The sequence below is a fragment of the Variovorax sp. DAIF25 genome (assembly GCF_050711835.1).
In the GTDB taxonomy this organism is placed as follows: domain Bacteria; phylum Pseudomonadota; class Gammaproteobacteria; order Burkholderiales; family Burkholderiaceae_C; genus Variovorax.
The window spans coordinates 3,076,766-3,093,244 of sequence record NZ_CP136636.1; the positions used below are offsets into that span (position 1 = coordinate 3,076,766).

At 71.4% G+C, this 16,479-nt stretch carries 18 protein-coding genes; 9 read left to right on the forward strand and 9 right to left on the reverse strand.

Going from position 1 to position 16,479, the window contains the following annotated elements; all coding sequences use genetic code 11:
* Positions 1-16: 16 nt before the first annotated feature.
* Positions 17-649 (reverse strand): CoxG family protein, encoded by a 633-nt coding sequence (locus tag R0232_RS14220; RefSeq protein ID WP_431512504.1) that lies wholly within the window; start codon positions 647-649, stop codon positions 17-19.
* Positions 650-797: 148 nt separating this feature from the next.
* Here R0232_RS14220 and R0232_RS14225 point away from each other — a divergent pair, with 148 nt between their 5' ends.
* From R0232_RS14225 to R0232_RS14250, 6 genes are all read left to right on the forward strand, one after another.
* Positions 798-1,475, forward strand: a complete 678-nt coding sequence (locus R0232_RS14225; RefSeq protein ID WP_064262322.1) for a TetR/AcrR family transcriptional regulator — start codon at positions 798-800, stop codon at positions 1,473-1,475.
* A 120-nt stretch (positions 1,476-1,595) separates the two neighbouring features.
* The gene (locus tag R0232_RS14230; RefSeq protein WP_431512505.1) at positions 1,596-2,546 is read left to right on the forward strand and encodes a sulfurtransferase; all 951 of its coding nucleotides are present in this window, start codon (positions 1,596-1,598) and stop codon (positions 2,544-2,546) included.
* 96 nt (positions 2,547-2,642) lie between these two features.
* On the forward strand, positions 2,643-3,899 hold the full coding sequence (locus R0232_RS14235) for a YeeE/YedE family protein (protein WP_431512506.1): 1,257 nt from the start codon (positions 2,643-2,645) through the stop codon (positions 3,897-3,899).
* 111 nt (positions 3,900-4,010) lie between these two features.
* Complete coding sequence (locus R0232_RS14240) at positions 4,011-5,642, forward strand: FAD-dependent oxidoreductase (RefSeq protein ID WP_431512507.1); 1,632 nt, start codon at positions 4,011-4,013, stop codon at positions 5,640-5,642.
* Positions 5,639-5,968 carry a 4Fe-4S binding protein gene (locus R0232_RS14245; protein WP_057594253.1) on the forward strand — a complete coding sequence of 110 codons (330 nt, stop codon included), beginning with the start codon at positions 5,639-5,641 and terminating at the stop codon, positions 5,966-5,968. Before R0232_RS14240 ends, R0232_RS14245 begins: the two co-directional genes overlap by 4 nt.
* On the forward strand, positions 5,968-6,951 hold the full coding sequence (locus R0232_RS14250) for an ABC transporter substrate-binding protein (protein ID WP_431512508.1): 984 nt from the start codon (positions 5,968-5,970) through the stop codon (positions 6,949-6,951). Before R0232_RS14245 ends, R0232_RS14250 begins: the two co-directional genes overlap by 1 nt.
* A 137-nt stretch (positions 6,952-7,088) precedes the next feature.
* Here the strand turns inward: R0232_RS14250 and R0232_RS14255 are convergent, their stop codons facing one another.
* Genes R0232_RS14255 through R0232_RS14270 form a run of 4 tightly spaced genes read right to left on the reverse strand, consistent with a single transcriptional unit; the run spans position 7,089 to position 10,885 of the window.
* A complete protein-coding gene (locus tag R0232_RS14255; protein ID WP_431512509.1) occupies positions 7,089-8,111 on the reverse strand; it encodes a substrate-binding periplasmic protein in 1,023 nt (340 codons plus the stop codon).
* The gene (locus tag R0232_RS14260; RefSeq protein WP_216087372.1) at positions 8,104-8,937 is read right to left on the reverse strand and encodes an ABC transporter permease; all 834 of its coding nucleotides are present in this window, start codon (positions 8,935-8,937) and stop codon (positions 8,104-8,106) included. The genes R0232_RS14255 and R0232_RS14260 overlap by 8 nt, the downstream gene beginning before the upstream one ends.
* Positions 8,934-9,758 (reverse strand): ABC transporter ATP-binding protein, encoded by an 825-nt coding sequence (locus R0232_RS14265; RefSeq protein ID WP_093342525.1) that lies wholly within the window; start codon positions 9,756-9,758, stop codon positions 8,934-8,936. Before R0232_RS14265 ends, R0232_RS14260 begins: the two co-directional genes overlap by 4 nt.
* Positions 9,759-9,769: 11 nt before the next feature.
* Positions 9,770-10,885 (reverse strand): ABC transporter substrate-binding protein, encoded by a 1,116-nt coding sequence (locus R0232_RS14270; RefSeq protein WP_431512510.1) that lies wholly within the window; start codon positions 10,883-10,885, stop codon positions 9,770-9,772.
* Positions 10,886-11,036: 151 nt separating this feature from the next.
* Between R0232_RS14270 and R0232_RS14275 the strand changes: the two genes are divergently transcribed.
* Together R0232_RS14275 and R0232_RS14280 are read left to right on the forward strand one after the other, a co-directional pair.
* Complete coding sequence (locus tag R0232_RS14275; RefSeq protein WP_431512511.1) at positions 11,037-11,711, forward strand: DUF4844 domain-containing protein; 675 nt, start codon at positions 11,037-11,039, stop codon at positions 11,709-11,711.
* A gap of 79 nt (positions 11,712-11,790) precedes the next feature.
* Entirely contained in the window at positions 11,791-12,510 is a 720-nt protein-coding gene (locus R0232_RS14280; protein WP_431512512.1) for a nitroreductase family protein, read from the forward strand.
* Here the strand turns inward: R0232_RS14280 and R0232_RS14285 are convergent, their stop codons facing one another.
* Genes R0232_RS14285 through R0232_RS14295 form a run of 3 tightly spaced genes read right to left on the reverse strand, consistent with a single transcriptional unit; the run spans position 12,511 to position 15,655 of the window.
* A complete protein-coding gene (locus R0232_RS14285; protein WP_431512513.1) occupies positions 12,511-13,674 on the reverse strand; it encodes an acetyl-CoA C-acyltransferase in 1,164 nt (387 codons plus the stop codon). It lies immediately after the preceding gene.
* Positions 13,671-15,077, reverse strand: coding sequence for an AMP-binding protein (locus tag R0232_RS14290; protein ID WP_431512514.1), 1,407 nt, complete (start codon positions 15,075-15,077; stop codon positions 13,671-13,673). The genes R0232_RS14285 and R0232_RS14290 overlap by 4 nt, the downstream gene beginning before the upstream one ends.
* Positions 15,077-15,655, reverse strand: a complete 579-nt coding sequence (locus R0232_RS14295) for a biotin transporter BioY (RefSeq protein ID WP_093342518.1) — start codon at positions 15,653-15,655, stop codon at positions 15,077-15,079. The genes R0232_RS14290 and R0232_RS14295 overlap by 1 nt, the downstream gene beginning before the upstream one ends.
* 204 nt (positions 15,656-15,859) lie before the next feature.
* Between R0232_RS14295 and R0232_RS14300 the strand changes: the two genes are divergently transcribed.
* Complete coding sequence (locus tag R0232_RS14300) at positions 15,860-16,147, forward strand: hypothetical protein (RefSeq protein ID WP_431512515.1); 288 nt, start codon at positions 15,860-15,862, stop codon at positions 16,145-16,147.
* 39 nt (positions 16,148-16,186) lie between these two features.
* Here the strand turns inward: R0232_RS14300 and R0232_RS14305 are convergent, their stop codons facing one another.
* Positions 16,187-16,456, reverse strand: a complete 270-nt coding sequence (locus R0232_RS14305; protein ID WP_431512516.1) for a hypothetical protein — start codon at positions 16,454-16,456, stop codon at positions 16,187-16,189.
* Positions 16,457-16,479 lie beyond the last annotated feature (23 nt).

The window sequence follows — 16,479 nt, forward strand, 5'->3', positions numbered from 1 at the left end:
CGCGGGCTTTCCTGGCTCAGAACACGCGGCTCGCGAGCCAGCCGATGCCGCTGCCGATCGCGAGCCACAGCAGGCGCTGCAGTTCGCCGGACCAGGGGCCGAAGCCGGCCGATGCGGTGGCGGCGCGCACCGGTGCCGCCAACGTGGGGGCCGGGTCGCGCCGTGCCTCGGGCCTGTCCGTCGCGGCTTCGAGCACCTGCGCCGCGGGCTTGGGCGCGAGCTGCTCGTTGAGCGCGAGAAAGAACTCGTCGGCCATCTTGCGTGCCGAGGCATTCACGAGCCGGCCGCCGATCTGCCCGAGCTTGCCGCCGACGGCCGCCTCGACCGTGTAGGTCAGCCGCGTGCCGTTGCCCTCGGTGGCGAGCGTGACGCGCGATTCGCCCTTGGCCATGCCGGCCGCGCCGCCGCTGCCCTCGAAGGCGATGCGGCAGCTCTGCGGCTCGACCACGTCGAGCCGGCGGATGCGGCCGCTGAAATGCGCGCGCACCGGGCCGATCTTGGCGAGCAGCCGCGCCTCCATCTCGTTCTCGCCGAGCCGGCGGATCTCCTCGCAGCCGGGCACGCAGCGTGCCAGCAACTCGGGATCGTCGAGGGCGCGCCAGACCGTCTCGCGGCCCGCGGGAATCCACTGTTCGCCTTGCAGTTCCATCCGTCGTCTCTTTCTTCGGTGGCGCACCGGGAGCCGGTGCCGTTCGCATGGGTCGGAGTATTTAACGATTGGTCAATAAGATCATTGGTACTTACCATGAGGTAAATTGCGACCCTCCAACGACAACACCGAAGACAACAGCCGTTTCATGAAAGACGCATCCGAAGACCCGAAGAACGTGGCCGTCAAGCCCGCGCGCCAGCGGCTCTCGACCGAGGACCGCGAGCGCCAGATCCTCGACGGCGCGATCGCCTTCTTCTCGGAGCGCGGCCTCGACGGCCAGACGCGCGAGCTGGCGCAGCAGATCGGCATCACGCATCCGCTGCTCTATCACTACTTCCCGAACAAGCGCGCGCTGATCGAGCGCGTGTACGAGGAGGTCTACCTCGAGCGCTGGCAGCAGGAGTGGGAGGAGTGGCTGTCCGACCGCTCCACGCCGCTCGAGGCGCGGCTGGTGCGCTTCTACGGCGCTTATGCGCGCGCGATCCTCACCAAGGAGTGGGTGCGCATCCTGGTGTTCTCGGGGCTGTCCGACGGCTACGTGCCGGGGCAGTACATGGAACTGCTCAAGGAACGGCTGTTCCCGCACATCTGGCGCGAGATGCGCCACGAGCTCGGCCTCACGGGGCGCGCCAAACCCACCGAGCGCGAGCGCGAACTGATGTGGGGCATGCACGGCGGGATCTTCTACATCGGCGTGCGGCGCTGGATCTACGCCGAGGCCATGCCCGAGGACCTCGACGCGGTGCTGGCCGACCGCGTGCGCGCCTTCATGCTGGTGGCGCCCGAGGTGTTCGGCCGCAAGGGCGCGAAGCCCTCGGCCTGATCGCGCCGAAGCGGCTGCCGCTTTCAGATGCATTGGTCATAGCCATATCGCAAACGCTTCGTTGGTGAGCGCGTGGCGACTCCCTAAAGTGCGGCCTGCACTTTTCACAAGGAGTTACGCATGTCGATCCTGAGCCGCTGGTGGCGAGCCGCCTCCCTTGCCACGCTGACCTTCATCGCGAGCGCCCCCGTGGCCGTCGCCCAATCCGCGGCCGAAGCCGGCGAGGCGCTGGTGTCGACCGAGTGGCTCGAGAAGAACCTCAGGAACGCCAAGGTGCGCGTGATCGAGGTCAGCGTGAACCCCGGCCTCTACGAGCGCGGCCACATCCCCGGCGCGGTCAACTTCTCGTGGCACAACGACCTCAACGACCGCGTGCGCCGCGACATCGTGAGCCAGGCCCAGTTCGAGAAGCTGCTGTCGGCCGCGGGCGTCGACAAGGACACCACCATCGTGCTGTACGGCGACAACAACAACTGGTTCGCGGCCTGGGGCGCCTGGGTGTTCGAGCAGTACGGATTGAACAACGTCAAGCTGCTCGACGGCGGCCGCAAGAAGTGGGAGGCCGAGAACCGCACGCTCGAGAACCGCACGCCCGAGTACGCCGCCACCGCCTTCAAGGCGAGCCGGCCCGACCCGGCGCTGCGCGCGCGCCTGACCGACGTGGTGGCGGTGGCCGACGGCAAGTCGGACACCCGCCTGGTCGACATCCGCTCGGCCGACGAATACAGCGGCAAGATCTTCGCGCCGCCGGGCGCGGCCGAACTCGCGGTGCGCGCGGGCCACATCCCCGGCGCGGCCAACGTGCCCTGGGGCCGCGCGGTCAACGAGGACGGCACCTTCAAGTCGCCGGCCGAGCTGAAGGCGCTCTACGCCGCCGCGGGCATCGACGGCAGCAAGCCGGTCATCACCTACTGCCGCATCGGCGAGCGCTCGAGCCACACCTGGTTCGCGCTGCACCGCATCCTCGGCTACAAGAACGTGCGCAACTACGACGGCTCGTGGACCGAGTACGGCAATGCGGTCGGCGTGCCGGTGAACAACCCGAGCGGCACCGTCTGGGCGTCGAAGTGATTCGAGGAGAGGAGAAGAACGAGGAGGGTGCGTGAGCGCCGCGCCGGGCCGCCCCAAGCAAGCTCGCACCGTAGTGCGAAGCACGAAGGTACTTCAATGAGTCACCAGGAGTTGGGTGGCCGTCCGCCGGAAGCGCGGACGGCATTGGGCGAGCCTTCGGGCTCGTTTTTTTTGGATGGCACGGGCGCGGCGCGCTGGCCCGCGCTGGCCACGGCGTCGGTCGTGCTGGTGCTGCTCGCGGCCGGCGTGCACCTGCTCGGCGAGCGCAGCGGCGGCCGCGCGCTGGCCTTCGCGCTCGGCATCGGCGCGGTGCTCGGCATCGTGCTGCAGCGCTCGCGCTTCTGCTTCTATTGCCATGCGCGCGACTACTTCGAGCGCGGCGACGCGCGCGGCCTGCTCGCGATCGTCGCGGCGCTCGCGGTGGGCACGCTCGGCATGCACGTGGTGATGAGCGGCTGGCTGCCCGTGCCGCAGCCGGGCCGGCTGCCGCCCGATGCCCACATCGGCCCGGTGAGCTGGGCACTGGTGCTCGCGGGCCTGGCCTTCGGCGCGGGCATGGTGGTGTCGGGCTCGTGCATCAGCGCGCACTGGTACCGGCTCGGCGAGGGCTCGCCCACCGCGCCCTTCGCGCTCGCGGGCGCCGCGCTGGGCTTCGTGCTCGGCTTCAACACCTGGAACCCGCTCTACAGCGCGACCATCGCCACCGCGCCCGTGCCCTGGCTGCCGCATCACCTCGGCTATGCGGGCTCGGCCGCGCTGCAGCTCGCGGTGCTGGCGCTCGCGAGCGCGCTGCTGTGGCGACGCCTGCCGCCCGCGCAGAACGCCGCGGTGCCCGCGAGCTTCGGCGCCGCGCTGCGCGCGCTGCTGCGAGGACGCTGGCCCTACGTCTGGGGCGGCCTCGCGGTGGGCGCCATCGCCGTGATCGTGGTGCTGCGGCTGCGGCCGCTGGGCGTGACGGCCGCGCTCGGCAGCGCGGCGCGCGCGGCCGGCGAAGGGCAGGGCCTGCTGCCGCAGCGGCTCGAGGGCCTCGACGGCTTCGCGGGCTGCGTCACGGCCGTGGCGCAGAGCCTGTGGCAGACGCCGAACGCGCTGCTGGTCGGCGGCCTCGTCGCCGGCGCCTTCGCGGCCGCGCTCGCGAGCGGGCAGTTCAGTCCCGCGTGGCCGCGGCCGGCGCAGGTCGCGCGCGGGCTCGGCGGCGGCCTGCTGCTCGGCTGGGGCGCGATGACCGGCCTGGGCTGCACCGTCGGCAACCTGCTGTCGGGCACCATGGCCGGCGCGCTCTCGGGCTGGGTGTTCGGCGCGGCCGTGCTGCTGGCGGTCTGGGCCGGCCTCAAGCTGCGCTGGGGCAACTGAGCGGCATTCCAGGGCCGCGCATATCGAAGCACGCATTCCTTCTTTGTGCCGCGCCCGCGCCGTTGATACGGTCGGTCCTCTTTTCTTTCTTTGCAGCAGAGGACACGCGACATGGGCGCCAGGGATTTCGAGCGGCAGCTTCTTTCGGGCGCCGATGGCGGCACGCGCCACGAGGCCGACGTGCTGGTGATCGGCGGCGGCCCGGCCGGTGCCTGGGCCGCGGTGAGCGCGGCCGCGCGCGGCGCGCGCGTGCTGCTGGCCGACAAGGGCTTCTGCGGCACCTCGGGCGCCACCGCGCCCTCGGGCACCGGCCTGTGGCACGTGCCGGCCGAAGGCACGGCGCGCGAGGAGGCCAAGGCCAGCCGCTTCGCGATGGGCGGCCAGCTGGCCGAGCACGCCTGGATGGACCGCGTGCTCGAGCAGACCTGGACCAACGTCGAGACGCTCAAGGAATGGGGCTATCCGTTCCCGGTCGACGACCAGGGCGCGCTGCGCTGCACCTCGCTGCAGGGCCCCGAATACATGCGGCTGATGCGCAAGCGCGTGAAGGCCGCGGGCGCGCGCATCCTCGACCACAGCCCGGTGCTCGAGCTGCTGGTCGACGAGCACGGCACCGTCTGCGGCGCCACCGGCGTGAACCGGCAGACCGGCGAAAGCTGGGTGGCGCGCACCGGCGCCGTGGTCATCGCCACCGGCGGCTGCGCCTTCCTGAGCCGCGCGCTCGGCTGCAACGTGCTGACCGGCGACGGCCAGCTGATGGCGGCCGAGGTCGGCGCGGCCCTGTCGGGCATGGAGTTCTCCAATGCCTACGGGCTCGGGCCGGCCTTCTCGTCGGTCACCAAGTCGCTGTTCTACAACTGGGCCACCTTCTACACGGCCGACGGCGTGGCGATCGAGGGCGCGGGCTCGTCCAAGGGCCGCGGCGTGATCGCGCAGACGCTGCAGGCGCAACCCGTCTACGCCTGCCTCGACCGTGCCGACGCGCAGATCCGCGCCTGGATGCGCACCGCGCAGCCGAACTTCTTCGTCTCCTTCGACCGCCAGGGCATCGACCCGTTCACGCAGCACTTCCCGGTCACCCTGCGGCTCGAAGGCACGGTGCGCGGCACCGGCGGCCTGCACCTGGTGGACGACAGTTGCGCCACCACCGTGGCCGGCCTCTACGCCGCGGGCGACGCGGCCACGCGCGAGCTGATCTGCGGCGGCTTCACCGGCGGCGGCAGCCACAACGCGGCCTGGGCGCTGTCCTCGGGTTTCTGGGCCGGCGCCGGCGCGGCCGACTTCGGGCGCGATGCGCGCGCGCGTTCGCAACGCGCGGCCCTGCGTGCCGGCGGCGTCGCGCTGGCCACGCGCGGCGCGCAGGCCTGGGACAGCCAGGCCGTGGTGCGCGCGGTGCAGGCCGAGGTCTTCCCCTACGAACGCAACTGGTTCCGCGAAGGCGACGCGCTGCGCGATTCGCTCGCGCGGCTCGACGCTTTGTGGGAGCGCCTGCGTCAGGGCGCGCCGGCGGCCAGCGCGGCCGACGCGGTGCGCGCGCGCGAAGCGGCCGCCATGCTGGCCACCTCGCGCTGGATGTACCGCAGCGCGCTGCAGCGCACCGAGACGCGCGGCATGCACCGCCGGCGCGAGCATTCGGCCATCGACCCGACCCAGCGCCATCGCCTGCTGAGCGGCGGGCTCGACGAGGTCTGGGTGCAGCGCCACGCCGTGCAACGGCGCGCCGAGGAAGAGGTGGCCGCATGATCGAACTCATCAGCGCCGAACGCTGCACCGCCTGCAACATCTGCGTGAGCGCCTGCCCGACCAACGTGTTCGAGGCCGTGCCCGGCGGCCTGCCGCGCATCGCGCGCCAGGACGATTGCCAGACCTGCTTCATGTGCGAGCTCTACTGCCCCGAGGACGCGCTCTACGTCGCGCCGATCGCCGACCGCGGCGCCACCGCCGAGGAGCGCGACGTGGCCGCCCAGGCGCTGATGGGCAGCTACCGCCGCGACATCGGCTGGGGGCGCGGCCGCCAGTCGACGGCCTCGGCCGACGCCAGCTTCGAACTGCTGCGGCGCGCGCACTGATGGCCGCGCCTGTCGATACCGGCCGCCGGCGGCTGCTGCGCGGCGCCGTCGCCGCAACCGCCGCCACGCTGCCGCTGTTCTCGATTGCGCAGGGCGCATCGGGCGCAGGCGTGCTGCGCCTGGGCTACATCGGTCCGGGCAAGAAGCCCGCGGCCGCCACCGGCTGGGCGCTGCGCCAGGGCCTGTTGCAGCGCGAGCTCGCGCCGCTGGGCTTCAAGGAGGTGGTCACGCGCAACTTCCCGAACGGACCCGACCTCAACGAAGCCTTCATCTCGGGCGTGCTCGACGTCGGCATCTACGGCGACACGCCCGCCGTGGTCGCGCGCTCGCGCGGGCTCGATGCGCGGCTGATCGGCTTCGACACCGTGGGCATGAACGTCTGGCTGCTCACGCCGCGCGACGGCGTGCGCAGCGTGCGCGAGCTCGAGGGCCAGGCGATCGGCGTGGCGCGCGGTTCCTACATGCACCGCTACGTGCTGGGCCTGCTCAAGGAACATGGCCTGCAGAAGTCGGTGAAGGTGATCCACATGTTCCCGCGCGACGGCGAGGCCGCGCTCGACCAGCGCTCGATCGCCGCCTTCGCGGCCCAGATCGACGTCGGGCCGCTGCTCGCATCGCGCGGCTACCCCGTGATCGACGAGGCCGACCGCCATCCCACCCTGCGCGGCACCTCGGTGATCGTCGCCTCGTCGAAGCTGCTCGCCACCGCACCCGGCCTGCCGGCCGCCTGGACCCGCGCGCGCCGCGCGGCCATCGCCGAGATGCGCGCCGACAGCGCGGCCTACTACGCCTTCCATGCCGAGGTCAGCGGCTTCCCGCTCGAGGCGGTCAAGGCCTCGCATCCGCTGAGCCAGTATCCCGAGGCCGCCTATCCCGCCGAGGGGCTGGGGCTGATCGAGGAGGTGAAGAAGTTCCTGCTGGCGGAGAAGCTGGTGACGCAGGACTTCGCGTTGGCGCAGTGGCAGTGGGCGGGTGAGGGTTAGAAGGCGGGCCGCCGAACGCAGAAGTCGCGAAGGTTTCGCAGAAGTCGCAGAAGAAAAGCCATTTGTGGATTTCCTTCTGCGACTTCTGCGCTTCCTTGGTCTTCCTTCTGCGTTCGGCTGTCCGCTTTCCGTTCCGCTCACGAGTGGCAGACCAACCCATCCTTCAACAACGTGATCTCGAACTGCAGATTCCCCGCACGCGCCCCCCGCGCCTGCGCGAGCGTGCCGTCGGCGCGCCAGCGCCGCAGCGCGGCGGCGATGTAGTCGCGCGACACGGCGTCTCCGGCCGCGAGCCGCACGGCCGCGTCGGCCGGTGCGCGCAGGTCCTGCGCCACCGGCTTGTAGAAGCGCCATTCCTCGTTGCCCATCAGCCGCTCGAGCACCTGCGCGTCTTCGGCCAGCGCCGCGCATTCGCCGGCCATGAAGGCCGAGGCCGCATGCACCGCCGAGGGATAGTTGCGTGGCTGCGCGCCATAGCGCAGCGCCACCGCGCCCGCGTAGCCCGAGCCTTCGCCGACGCAGACCGAGGCGCCGCGCAGCGCCTCCTCGTCCTGCACGCGGCCGCGGCGCAGCGCGACCACCTGGCCGCGACCGGTGTCGTAGCTGCCGGGCGCGGCATCGATGCCGGCGCCGCCTTCGTCGGTGCGCGCGCCCTGGCCCTGCGTGGGCACGCCGGCCACCAGCAGGTCGACACGGCCGTCGCGCAGCGCCTCGTCGCGCTCGTCGGGCGCCAGGCCGACCAGCACGGCCTTCACGCCCAGCGAGGCCGCGAGCTCGCGTGCCAGCGTGGCGTCGAAGGCATCGGGTTCGGGCGGCGTGGGCGAGCCGGGCGGGGCAGGGCGCGGATAGCGCCGCACGCCGACGACCAGTTCGCCGCGCGCGATCGCGCGTGCGAGCACCGGGCCCTTGGGCAACTGATTCAGCGGCGTGGCCAGCGCGGGCACGGCCAGCGGCGGCAGCCATGCGAGCCAGGTCGCGGGGCCCGACAGGCCGCGCTCGCGCGGTGCGTTGTCGGCATTCGGCCAGGCACCGCCGGCGGCGGCCAGCACGGCGACCACCGCGAGCACCGGACCGGCCGCGACCAGGCTGGGCCAGCGGCCGATGCCGTCGAGCAGGCCGGCCACGGCCGAGGAGGAAGAAGGGCGCGGGTTCTCACTCATCGAGGCTCAACCCGCGCCGCCAGCGCAGCAGCCGGCGCTCGAGCAGCGCCAGCAGGTAATTCAGCAGCAGCCCGAGCACCGCCAGCAGCAGGATGCCGGCATACATGGTCGGGATCTGGAAGGTCTCCTGCGAGTTGAGCGTGAGGAAGCCCAGCCCCGAGTGCGCGCCGATCATCTCGGCCGCCACCAGCGCCGTGATGCTGTAGGCGCCCGCGAGCCGCACGCCCGTGAAGATCGAGGGCAGCGAGGCCGGCAGCACCACCTTGAAGAAGACGAAGCGGCGCGAGGCGCCCATCGACAGCGCGGAGTTCACGAGCAGCCGGTCGACCTGCTTCACGCCGCTCACCGTGCTCAGCAGCACCGGCCAGAACGAGGCCCAGAAGATGATCGCCACCTTCGACAGCTCGCCGATGCCGAGGAACAGGATGAAGACCGGGAACAGCGCGAAGGCCGAGGTCTGGCGGAACAGCTGCAGCACCGGGTCGACGATGGCCGCGAGCCGGCGGAAGCCGCCGACCAGCAGGCCCAGCAGCACGCCCGCGCTGCTCGCGAGAACCAGGCCCCATAGCGAGCGCTGCAGGCTCGCGGCCACGTGCTTCCAGAGCTGGCCGTTGTCGAGCAACTGGCCGATGCTCGCGAGCACGGCCGAGGGCGGGCTCAGGTAGGCGTCGCTCACGATGCCAAGGCGCGGCAGTGCTTCCCACAGCGCGAGGAACAGCACGATGCCGGCGGCGCGCTCGGCGAAGCGGCCCGCGAATCGGGCGAAGCGCGCCAGCGTGCGGCGCGGCGCGGGCGCGGCGGGCGCGCCTTCGAGCACGGCGCTCACGAGACCACCCCCAGGTTCACGCCTTCGAGCGAACGCGGCTTCAGCCCGATCTGCACCTCGTCCTTCAACACCTCCCAGGCGCGCTGGCGCAGGGCCGCGAACTCGGGCGAATGGCGCAGCTCGGCCGAGCGCGGCCGCGCGAGCGGGATGTCGATGATCGCCTTGATGCGGCCGGGCCGCTGCGTCATCACGGCCACGCGGTCGGACAGGTAGACCGCCTCCTCGAGGCTGTGCGTGATGAAGACGATGGTCTTGCGGTACTGCTCCCAGATGCGCAGCAGCTCGCCCTGCAGGATCTCGCGCGTCTGTGCGTCGAGCGCGGCGAAGGGCTCGTCCATCAGCAGCACGTCGGGCCGGTAGGCCAGCGAGCGCGCGATCGCCACGCGCTGCTTCATGCCGCCCGAGATCTCGTGCGGATAGCGTTCGCCGAAGCCGTGCAGGCCCACGAGCTCGAGGTATTCCTGCGCGGTGCGGCGGCGCGCGGCCTTGCCGATGCCGCGGATCTCGAGGCCCACCGCGATGTTGTCGAGCACCGTGAGCCACGGGAACAGCGCATAGCCCTGGAACACCACGCCCTGGTTGCGGTGCACGCCCGCGACCGGCTGGCCGTCGATGGCGATGCGACCGCCGGTGCGCTCGGTGAGCCCGGCCAGGATGCCGAGGAAGGTCGACTTGCCGCAGCCCGAGGGGCCGAGCACCGAGAGGAACTCGCCTTCGCGCACGTCGAGGTCGAAGCCCTCGAGCACGCGCACGCGCTCGCTCGCGCCGCGCGCCGCGTAGTCCATGCGCACGTCGCGCGCCGAGATCTTGATGCCGCTCATGCGCGCGCCGCTCAGGTCTTCGCCGCGGCGGGCTGCGAGGGCGCCTGCGCGAAGGGGTTGAACTCGTTGGTGTAGACGTCCTTCACCGCCACCTTGCCGGCCGGGATCTTGCCCTCGGACTGCAGGATGTCGACGTAGTACTCGATCGGCGGCTCGGTCACCACCAGGTCCTCGACGTAGGCGTAGCGGTCCACGTTCTGCAGGTCCATGTTGATGCGCTTGGCGACCAGCTTGCGCGCTTCCTCGGGATTCGCGTTGACCCAGTTGCCGGCCTTGGCCAGTGCCGTCACCACGTCGCGCACCGCCTCGGGATGCTCGCGGATGAAGCGGCCGTGCGCGCTGTAGGGCGCCATGCCGCCGAGGCCGCCGTCGAGGTCGAAGTCGCTCCACAGCCGCACCAGTGCGTCGGCATGGTCGGCGCGGCCCGAGAAGGGCGCGTGGATGATCGCGAGGTCGGTGTTGCGCGTGACCAGCGTCTGCTCGGCCTGCTCGTCGGGCACCACCACGAAGTTGATCTTGTTCACGTCCACGCCATGCTGGCGCAGGTACTTCTTGGTCACGAACTCGGCGCAGGCGCCGAAGCTGTTGAAGCCGATGGTCTTGCCCTCGAGGTCCTTGGGTTGGAGGATGCCCGAGTCCTTGCGCACGAAGTACTTCATGTGCGGCGCCTCCTGCAGCGTCTTGCCGCCGGCGGCCACCACCTTGAGGTCGGCGCCCGAGGCGATGGCCGAGATCACCAGCGGCACCATGCGGCTGCCGAAGTCGATCTCGCCGGTGCCCACGAGCGGAATGATCTGTGGTGCCGCGATCTTGCCCACGTACTGCGGCCGCGTGTTCGTGCCCTCGAAGTAGCCGAGCTGGTCGGCCAGGTAGATCAGGTCGAACGAGGGGTTGTCGGGGTACTTGAACGCGACCTTGTCGCCGGTCTTTTTGACGATGGCCGGCGCGTCGGCCGAGGCCAACTTGGCCTCGTCGCGCGAGCAGCCCACGAGCGCGGCCGCGCCGAGCCCGCCGAGGCTGCCCACCGTGCCCAGCGAGACGAGGGTTTGCAGCAGGCCGCGGCGCGAGGGCGCGCGCAATGCGACGGTTGCGGATTCGCGGGAGGGGGAGAGCTTCTCGATGGACATGGCGACCGGCAGCGGAACTGCCTCTGAACAGGGATGGCCGATGCTAGGAAGCGGCCGGTGCCGGACCAACGAAGAAATCCATGCATGGATATGCGGGGAGTGGGGAAAGCGGGGACGCCGGGCGGCATCGACTGGAGGTATGGTGCGCGGCATGCGCGTCTTCCTGCTCGCCCTCGTCCTCTTCAGTCAACTCGCCATGGCCGCTCCACCTTCGCCTTCCACGCCGCCGGGCCCCCAGGCCCGGGCGCTGTCCGCATTCATCGCCAAGAAGAAGTTCTTGCCGGAAACCCTGTACCCGGGCGCGATGAACGAGCCGGAGCGCCTGCGCTTCGAGGCCACGATCAATGCGCTGGCCGTGCAGTTGCAGCCGCTCGCGGACCGGCCGAATCCCAAGGAGAAGCTCATGGCCGCGTTCAAGGCCGCCTATCCCGCCTGGGAGAACGAGGACACCGAGGAACGCGAGCGCGCGGTGGGCTACTTCGAGGAGCTGATGGGCATTCTGGGCGTGGAGAGTTCGAACGGCGTGCTGAATCGCCTGCTCTACGGATTCGATCCGGGGCAGTCGCCGGCGGCGAGGAACGCGCAGGCCCTGGCGGCGATGACGGCCGAGGAGCGGGTCTTCGCGGCGAAGCTCGAGGCGCTGCGCGTCGAGAACGCCGAGGCTTTTCTCGTGGCGGCCCTCGGCCCGCCGACGACCGTGGCGGGTGGCATGCAGCTGTGGATGAAGCCGAACGATCCAGGGTTCATGCTGTCGTTGACGAGGCAGCCGAAGGGGGCGATCGTCTGGATGGTGAAGGATCGCTTTCTCTATACGAAGGCCTTGTGAAATCCGAGCGCTGGGGTGCTCGGCGCGGCTGCTTCCTTCCGCGCCGGCGGTCGCTTCGCATTGCTTGCGAAAATGCGGCATGCACAGCCTTCTCGCTTCCGACCCGGCAGCCGTTTCTTCCGTCCCCGACCCCCTCGCACTCCAGACGCTGCTCGAGCAACGCGGCTCGACCCGCGGCTTCACCGACCAGCCCCTGCCCGAGGGCTGCCTCGAGCAGCTCCTGGTCCAGGCGCGCCGTGCCCCCAGCGGCGCAAACCTGCAGCCCGGCGAGTTCGTCTCGCTCGAAGGCGATGCCCGCGCGCGCCTGAGCGCGGCGCTGGTGGGCGCATTCCGCAACGGCGAGCAGGAAGCCGAGGACTACAGCTACTTCCCGCGCCCGATGCCCCACAGCCTGCGCCGGCGCCAGGTCGCGGCGGCGCAGGCGCTCTATGGCGCGCTGGGCGCGGCACGCGAGGACCGGGCGGCGCGCGATGCGCAGTTCGAGCGCAACTTCCGCTTCTTCGATGCGCCCGTGGCGCTGCTGGTGGTGATCGATGCGCGCATGGGCAGCGGCTGCTACATGGACCTGGGGATGTGCCTGTTCGCGCTGATGATGGCCGCGAACGCCCAGGGCATCGGCAGTTGCGCGATCGGCGCGATCGCGTCCTATCCGGGCCTGGTGCGTTCGACGCTGGGGCTGGGCGATGAGCACCACGTCGTCTGCGGCCTGGCGCTGGGTTATGCCGATCCGCAGGCGCCCGAGAACGCCGTGCGGACCGCGCGGCGGCCGCTCGACGACTTCTTCCGCGTGATGCGCTAGCTAGAGCCGCTGCACCAGCCCCGCCGCGCCCAGACCACCCGCGCCGGCAATCGCCGCGAGGCCGTGCGCGCCCGATGGGGCATCGTGCTGCATGTCGGCGAGCAGGCGCACCAGGCTGACCGCGCCCGAGGCGCCGATCGGATGCCCGCGGCCCAGGCCGCCGCCGCCGCGGTTCAGGCGCGAGGGCTGCAAACCCAATGCCTGGATGAAAGACAACGCCTGCACGGCAAAGGCTTCGTGCAGCTCCGCGCCCCAGAGCGCGCCCGCATCGAGGCCGGCACGGCGCAGCAGCGCGTCGGCGGCGGTGGAGGCGCCGAGCATCGGCATCTCCGGCGCCACGCCGATCGAGGTGCCGCCCAGCCAATGGAAGCGCGGCGCGATCTTCAACGCGGCCGCGGCCTGTGGCGTGGCGAGCAGCACGAAGGCGGCGCCGTCGGCGCGCGGCGCGATCGCGAGGCGGCTGACGGCCGTCTCGTGGGCGACGACCGGGTCGGACAGCATGTCGGCGACCGCCTCGATCGGCATGCGCGCCATGCGCGAGGCCGTGAGTTCGCGCGCATAGCTGTCGTGCGTGGCATCGCCGATGGGCACGATCTCCCGCGACATGCGTTCGCGCCATGCAAGCGTCTTCGCATGGCTTTCTGCGGCGAAAGCATCCTGCTGCGCGCGGCCGATCGAATGCAGCGCGGCATGGCGCGCTGCGGCGAGCAGCAGGTCGGGATCGCGCGCCGGATCGGGCGCGAAGGCGGGACGGTCGTAGGGCACGGGCGCCTCGCCGGCATCGCGCGGGCGATGCTGGCGGATGGGAGCGCGGCTCCAGGCCTCGACGCCGCCCGCGATCGCGATGGCGGCATTGCCGCTGGCCAGCAGGCCGGCGGTGAGGGTCACGGCATCGAGGCCCGCGCAGCACTGGGTATCGACCGACAGCGCGGCGACGCGGTCCGGCAGGCCGGCCGCCAGCGCGACCATGCGCGCGGGATTGCCGCCCGCGCCCAGCGCGTTGCCGGCGACGACCGCATCGACCGCTTGCGCGGGAACGCCGGAGCGCGCCAGCAAGGCCTGCAGCACCGGCGCGCCGATCTCGTGCGCCGCCAGGGCGCCGAGCGCACCGCCGACCGGTACCACCGCGCTGCGAGCCCAGCCCAGGATCACGGGTGGATTCACAGCCGGCTCCATGGCGCCGCGGACGCATCGGCCAACTGTCGCGCGAGAGCGGCGTGATCCGTCTTGCCGCTCGGCGTGCGAGGCCAGGCGTCGACGCGGTAGAAGCGCCGCGGCAGCTTGAAGGGTTCGAGCCGGTCACGGCACCAGGCCTGCAATTCCTCGCGGGAGAGCGTTGCCGACAGCGCGAGCAAGGCCACGGCCTCCATGCCGCGCAGCGGATGCGGCAGTCCCTGGATCGAGGCGGCCGCGATGGCCGGATGCCCGGCCAGCACGTTCTCGACTTCCTCGGGGAACAGGTTCTTGCCCTGCACGAGCAGCATGCGCTGCTGCCGGCCGACCAGGTGCAGGAAGCCGTCCTCGTCCACATGGCCCATGTCGCGCACCGAGAGCCAGTCGCCGTCGCGCAGCACCGCGGTGCCGTCTTCCTCGGCCGTCAGCGTCACGTAATCGCTGAACACCATCGGGCTGCGCACGTAGATCAGTCCGGGCAGGGGCGGCTCGATCCTGAGCTCGACGTTGGCGAAGGGCCGGCCGACCACGTCGTCGGGCAGCGCCTCGTCGCTGTCGGTCCAGGCGATGAACGAGGTTTCCGACGCGCCATAGAACTCGATGATGCGTGCCTCGGGAAACAGCGCGCGCAGCGCCGCGGTGCGCGCGCGCGGCCACGGGGCGCCGCTGATCATCACGAGGCGCGTGCCCGTCACGGGCGCCACGCCGTGGCGCTGCGCATGCTCGAGCATCAGCAGCAACTGGCTGGGCACCGCGACCAGGCTGCCCGCGAGGCCGCGCTGCAGCGTCTCGAGCGCGGCGGCCGCCGAGAACTGGCGCTGCAGGCGCATGCCCGCGCCGGTCCACAGGCCCAGCAGCGCGCCGAACAGGAACAGCGAATGCGAGAGCCGTCCCGGCACCAGCACGGTGGTGCCGGTGGCGGGGCCGAAGCTCTGGACGCAGATCTCGAAGCTGTGGGTCCACGATCCGTGCGTGCGCCGGAAGCCCTTGGGCACGCCGGTGCTGCCCGAGGTGAAGCCGATGTAGAAGGGCGTGCTCGCGTCCGCTTCCTCGATGTCGGCGGCCGCGCCCAGGTGCTGCGCCATGCGCGCCTGCACCTTGTCCCTGACGGGCTGCGGCCAGTCGGGATCGCCGACGGCCGCGGTGCGGTTGCTCGCGAGGATCGCGAGGAAGCTCGCGAGCTGGTCGGCCGGAGAGGCGCTCGCGCTGGCCCAGGCGACCGTCGGCGTGGCCGCCTCGTTCAATGCGGCAGCTTCGGCCGCCACGCGTGCCGCGAGCTCGGCGAAACTCAGTCGCGTGTGGCCATCGTCGAGCGCGAGCGCATCGGGCGTGTGCCGCGCCCACCAGGCGAGCGGCGCATGGACGGTCCGGAAATCGGGCGCCGGGCCGGTCATCAGTCGCGATCGAGACGCCAGCTCGGAAGGCCGCGTGCCACCGTCTGCACCACCAGCGCGCACACCACGCACTTGACGAGGTCGCCCGGCACGAAGACCAGGCTCGCGAGCGCCGCCTTCTGCAGCGGCAGGTGGGCCACCAGCGACAGCCCCGCGATGCCGAACAGGTAGACCACGACGATGCCGCCGATGAACGAGGCGGCCAGCGCCGCGGCGAACAGCGTGCGTCCGCGCGCGGCGGCGAAGCGCCGCATGATCCAGCCGCAGGCGAAGGCGCCGAACAGCCAGCCCACGAGGAAGCCCGCGGAGGGCGTCACGAACGCGCCCGGTCCGCCGCGGCCACCGGACAGCAGCGGCAGGCCGAGCGCCACGCCCACGAGCAGCAGCGCCACCGCGAGAAAGCCGCGGCGCGGGCCGAGCAGGCAGCCCGCGAGCATCACGCCGAGGGTCTGCAGCGTGATCGGCACGCCCAGGGCCAGGTCGATGCGCGGAACGGCGCCCAGGGCGGCGATCAGCGCGGCGAAGAGCGCGACGTAGGACAGCGTGCGGGAGGAGGTGATCGGGGTGGAGGTGGACATGGAAATGGAATGTCGGGGAAGGTTGCGCTGCAGGCCGTGGCCTTGGCTTCCTTGCGTGGCGGACGGGCCGCGGGTGGCTGGGCCTCCACTGCCTGCACGGGGGCGGGCAGGAGGGCGCCCGAGAGCGTAACACCGTCGCCGCCGGGCCCGCGCTGGTACGCTATCCGTTCGATTTCGAACCCAGGCGCGAGGAGGCGCCGCCCCATGAAACAACAGATCTCGCGACTCTCACCGCATCAGAATGGCAAGGTGTTCGGCGTCATGATGGCGGCCACCTCGCTGGTGTTCCTCGTGCCCTTCGCGCTGCTGTTCGCGCTGGTGCAGCCGGCCGGCAAGAGCGGGCCGTCGCTGCTGCTCCTGCTGCTCGCGCCGCTCATGTACCTGGTCTTCGCCTACTGCGCGGTGGCCATCGGCTGCCTGATCTACAACTTCCTGCAGAAGTTCGTCGGCGGCATCGAGTTCGAGACCTCGACCCCCGCGAATTCGCAGTAGGCGCAGGCCCGAGCCAGGGCCTGGCGGCCAACGAAGGCCTCAGGCCTTGTCGGCTTCCGACTTCTTGTCGATCGCCGCCTGCAGTTCCCTGGCGTATGCCAGCAGCTGGTCGCGCATGGCATCGGCGCCCTGCAGCAGCGCATCCGACGTGGGCTGGCCCAGCAGGATGCCCGCCTGCTGGTTGCCGAATCGTTCCATCCGGTCGAACAGCAGTTTGGGATTGGGGTGCGAGGACATCAGGGCCAGGCAGAAGCTCTTGAGCGCGGCCACTTGTCCCTGGAGGTAGTCGAGGCGTTCTTTGTCGGTCATGGGAGAGGAGTGCGGTTGCAAGG

Coding starts and splice junctions, on each gene's coding strand:
- R0232_RS14220 (WP_431512504.1), bottom strand. CDS start 649: ATGGAACTGCAAGGCGAACAGTGGATTCCCGCGGGCCGCGAGACGGTC.
- R0232_RS14225 (WP_064262322.1), top strand. CDS start 798: ATGAAAGACGCATCCGAAGACCCGAAGAACGTGGCCGTCAAGCCCGCG.
- R0232_RS14230 (WP_431512505.1), top strand. CDS start 1,596: ATGTCGATCCTGAGCCGCTGGTGGCGAGCCGCCTCCCTTGCCACGCTG.
- R0232_RS14235 (WP_431512506.1), top strand. CDS start 2,643: ATGAGTCACCAGGAGTTGGGTGGCCGTCCGCCGGAAGCGCGGACGGCA.
- R0232_RS14240 (WP_431512507.1), top strand. CDS start 4,011: ATGGGCGCCAGGGATTTCGAGCGGCAGCTTCTTTCGGGCGCCGATGGC.
- R0232_RS14245 (WP_057594253.1), top strand. CDS start 5,639: ATGATCGAACTCATCAGCGCCGAACGCTGCACCGCCTGCAACATCTGC.
- R0232_RS14250 (WP_431512508.1), top strand. CDS start 5,968: ATGGCCGCGCCTGTCGATACCGGCCGCCGGCGGCTGCTGCGCGGCGCC.
- R0232_RS14255 (WP_431512509.1), bottom strand. CDS start 8,111: ATGAGTGAGAACCCGCGCCCTTCTTCCTCCTCGGCCGTGGCCGGCCTG.
- R0232_RS14265 (WP_093342525.1), bottom strand. CDS start 9,758: ATGAGCGGCATCAAGATCTCGGCGCGCGACGTGCGCATGGACTACGCG.
- R0232_RS14270 (WP_431512510.1), bottom strand. CDS start 10,885: ATGTCCATCGAGAAGCTCTCCCCCTCCCGCGAATCCGCAACCGTCGCA.
- R0232_RS14275 (WP_431512511.1), top strand. CDS start 11,037: ATGCGCGTCTTCCTGCTCGCCCTCGTCCTCTTCAGTCAACTCGCCATG.
- R0232_RS14280 (WP_431512512.1), top strand. CDS start 11,791: ATGCACAGCCTTCTCGCTTCCGACCCGGCAGCCGTTTCTTCCGTCCCC.
- R0232_RS14290 (WP_431512514.1), bottom strand. CDS start 15,077: ATGACCGGCCCGGCGCCCGATTTCCGGACCGTCCATGCGCCGCTCGCC.
- R0232_RS14295 (WP_093342518.1), bottom strand. CDS start 15,655: ATGTCCACCTCCACCCCGATCACCTCCTCCCGCACGCTGTCCTACGTC.
- R0232_RS14300 (WP_431512515.1), top strand. CDS start 15,860: ATGAAACAACAGATCTCGCGACTCTCACCGCATCAGAATGGCAAGGTG.
- R0232_RS14305 (WP_431512516.1), bottom strand. CDS start 16,456: ATGACCGACAAAGAACGCCTCGACTACCTCCAGGGACAAGTGGCCGCG.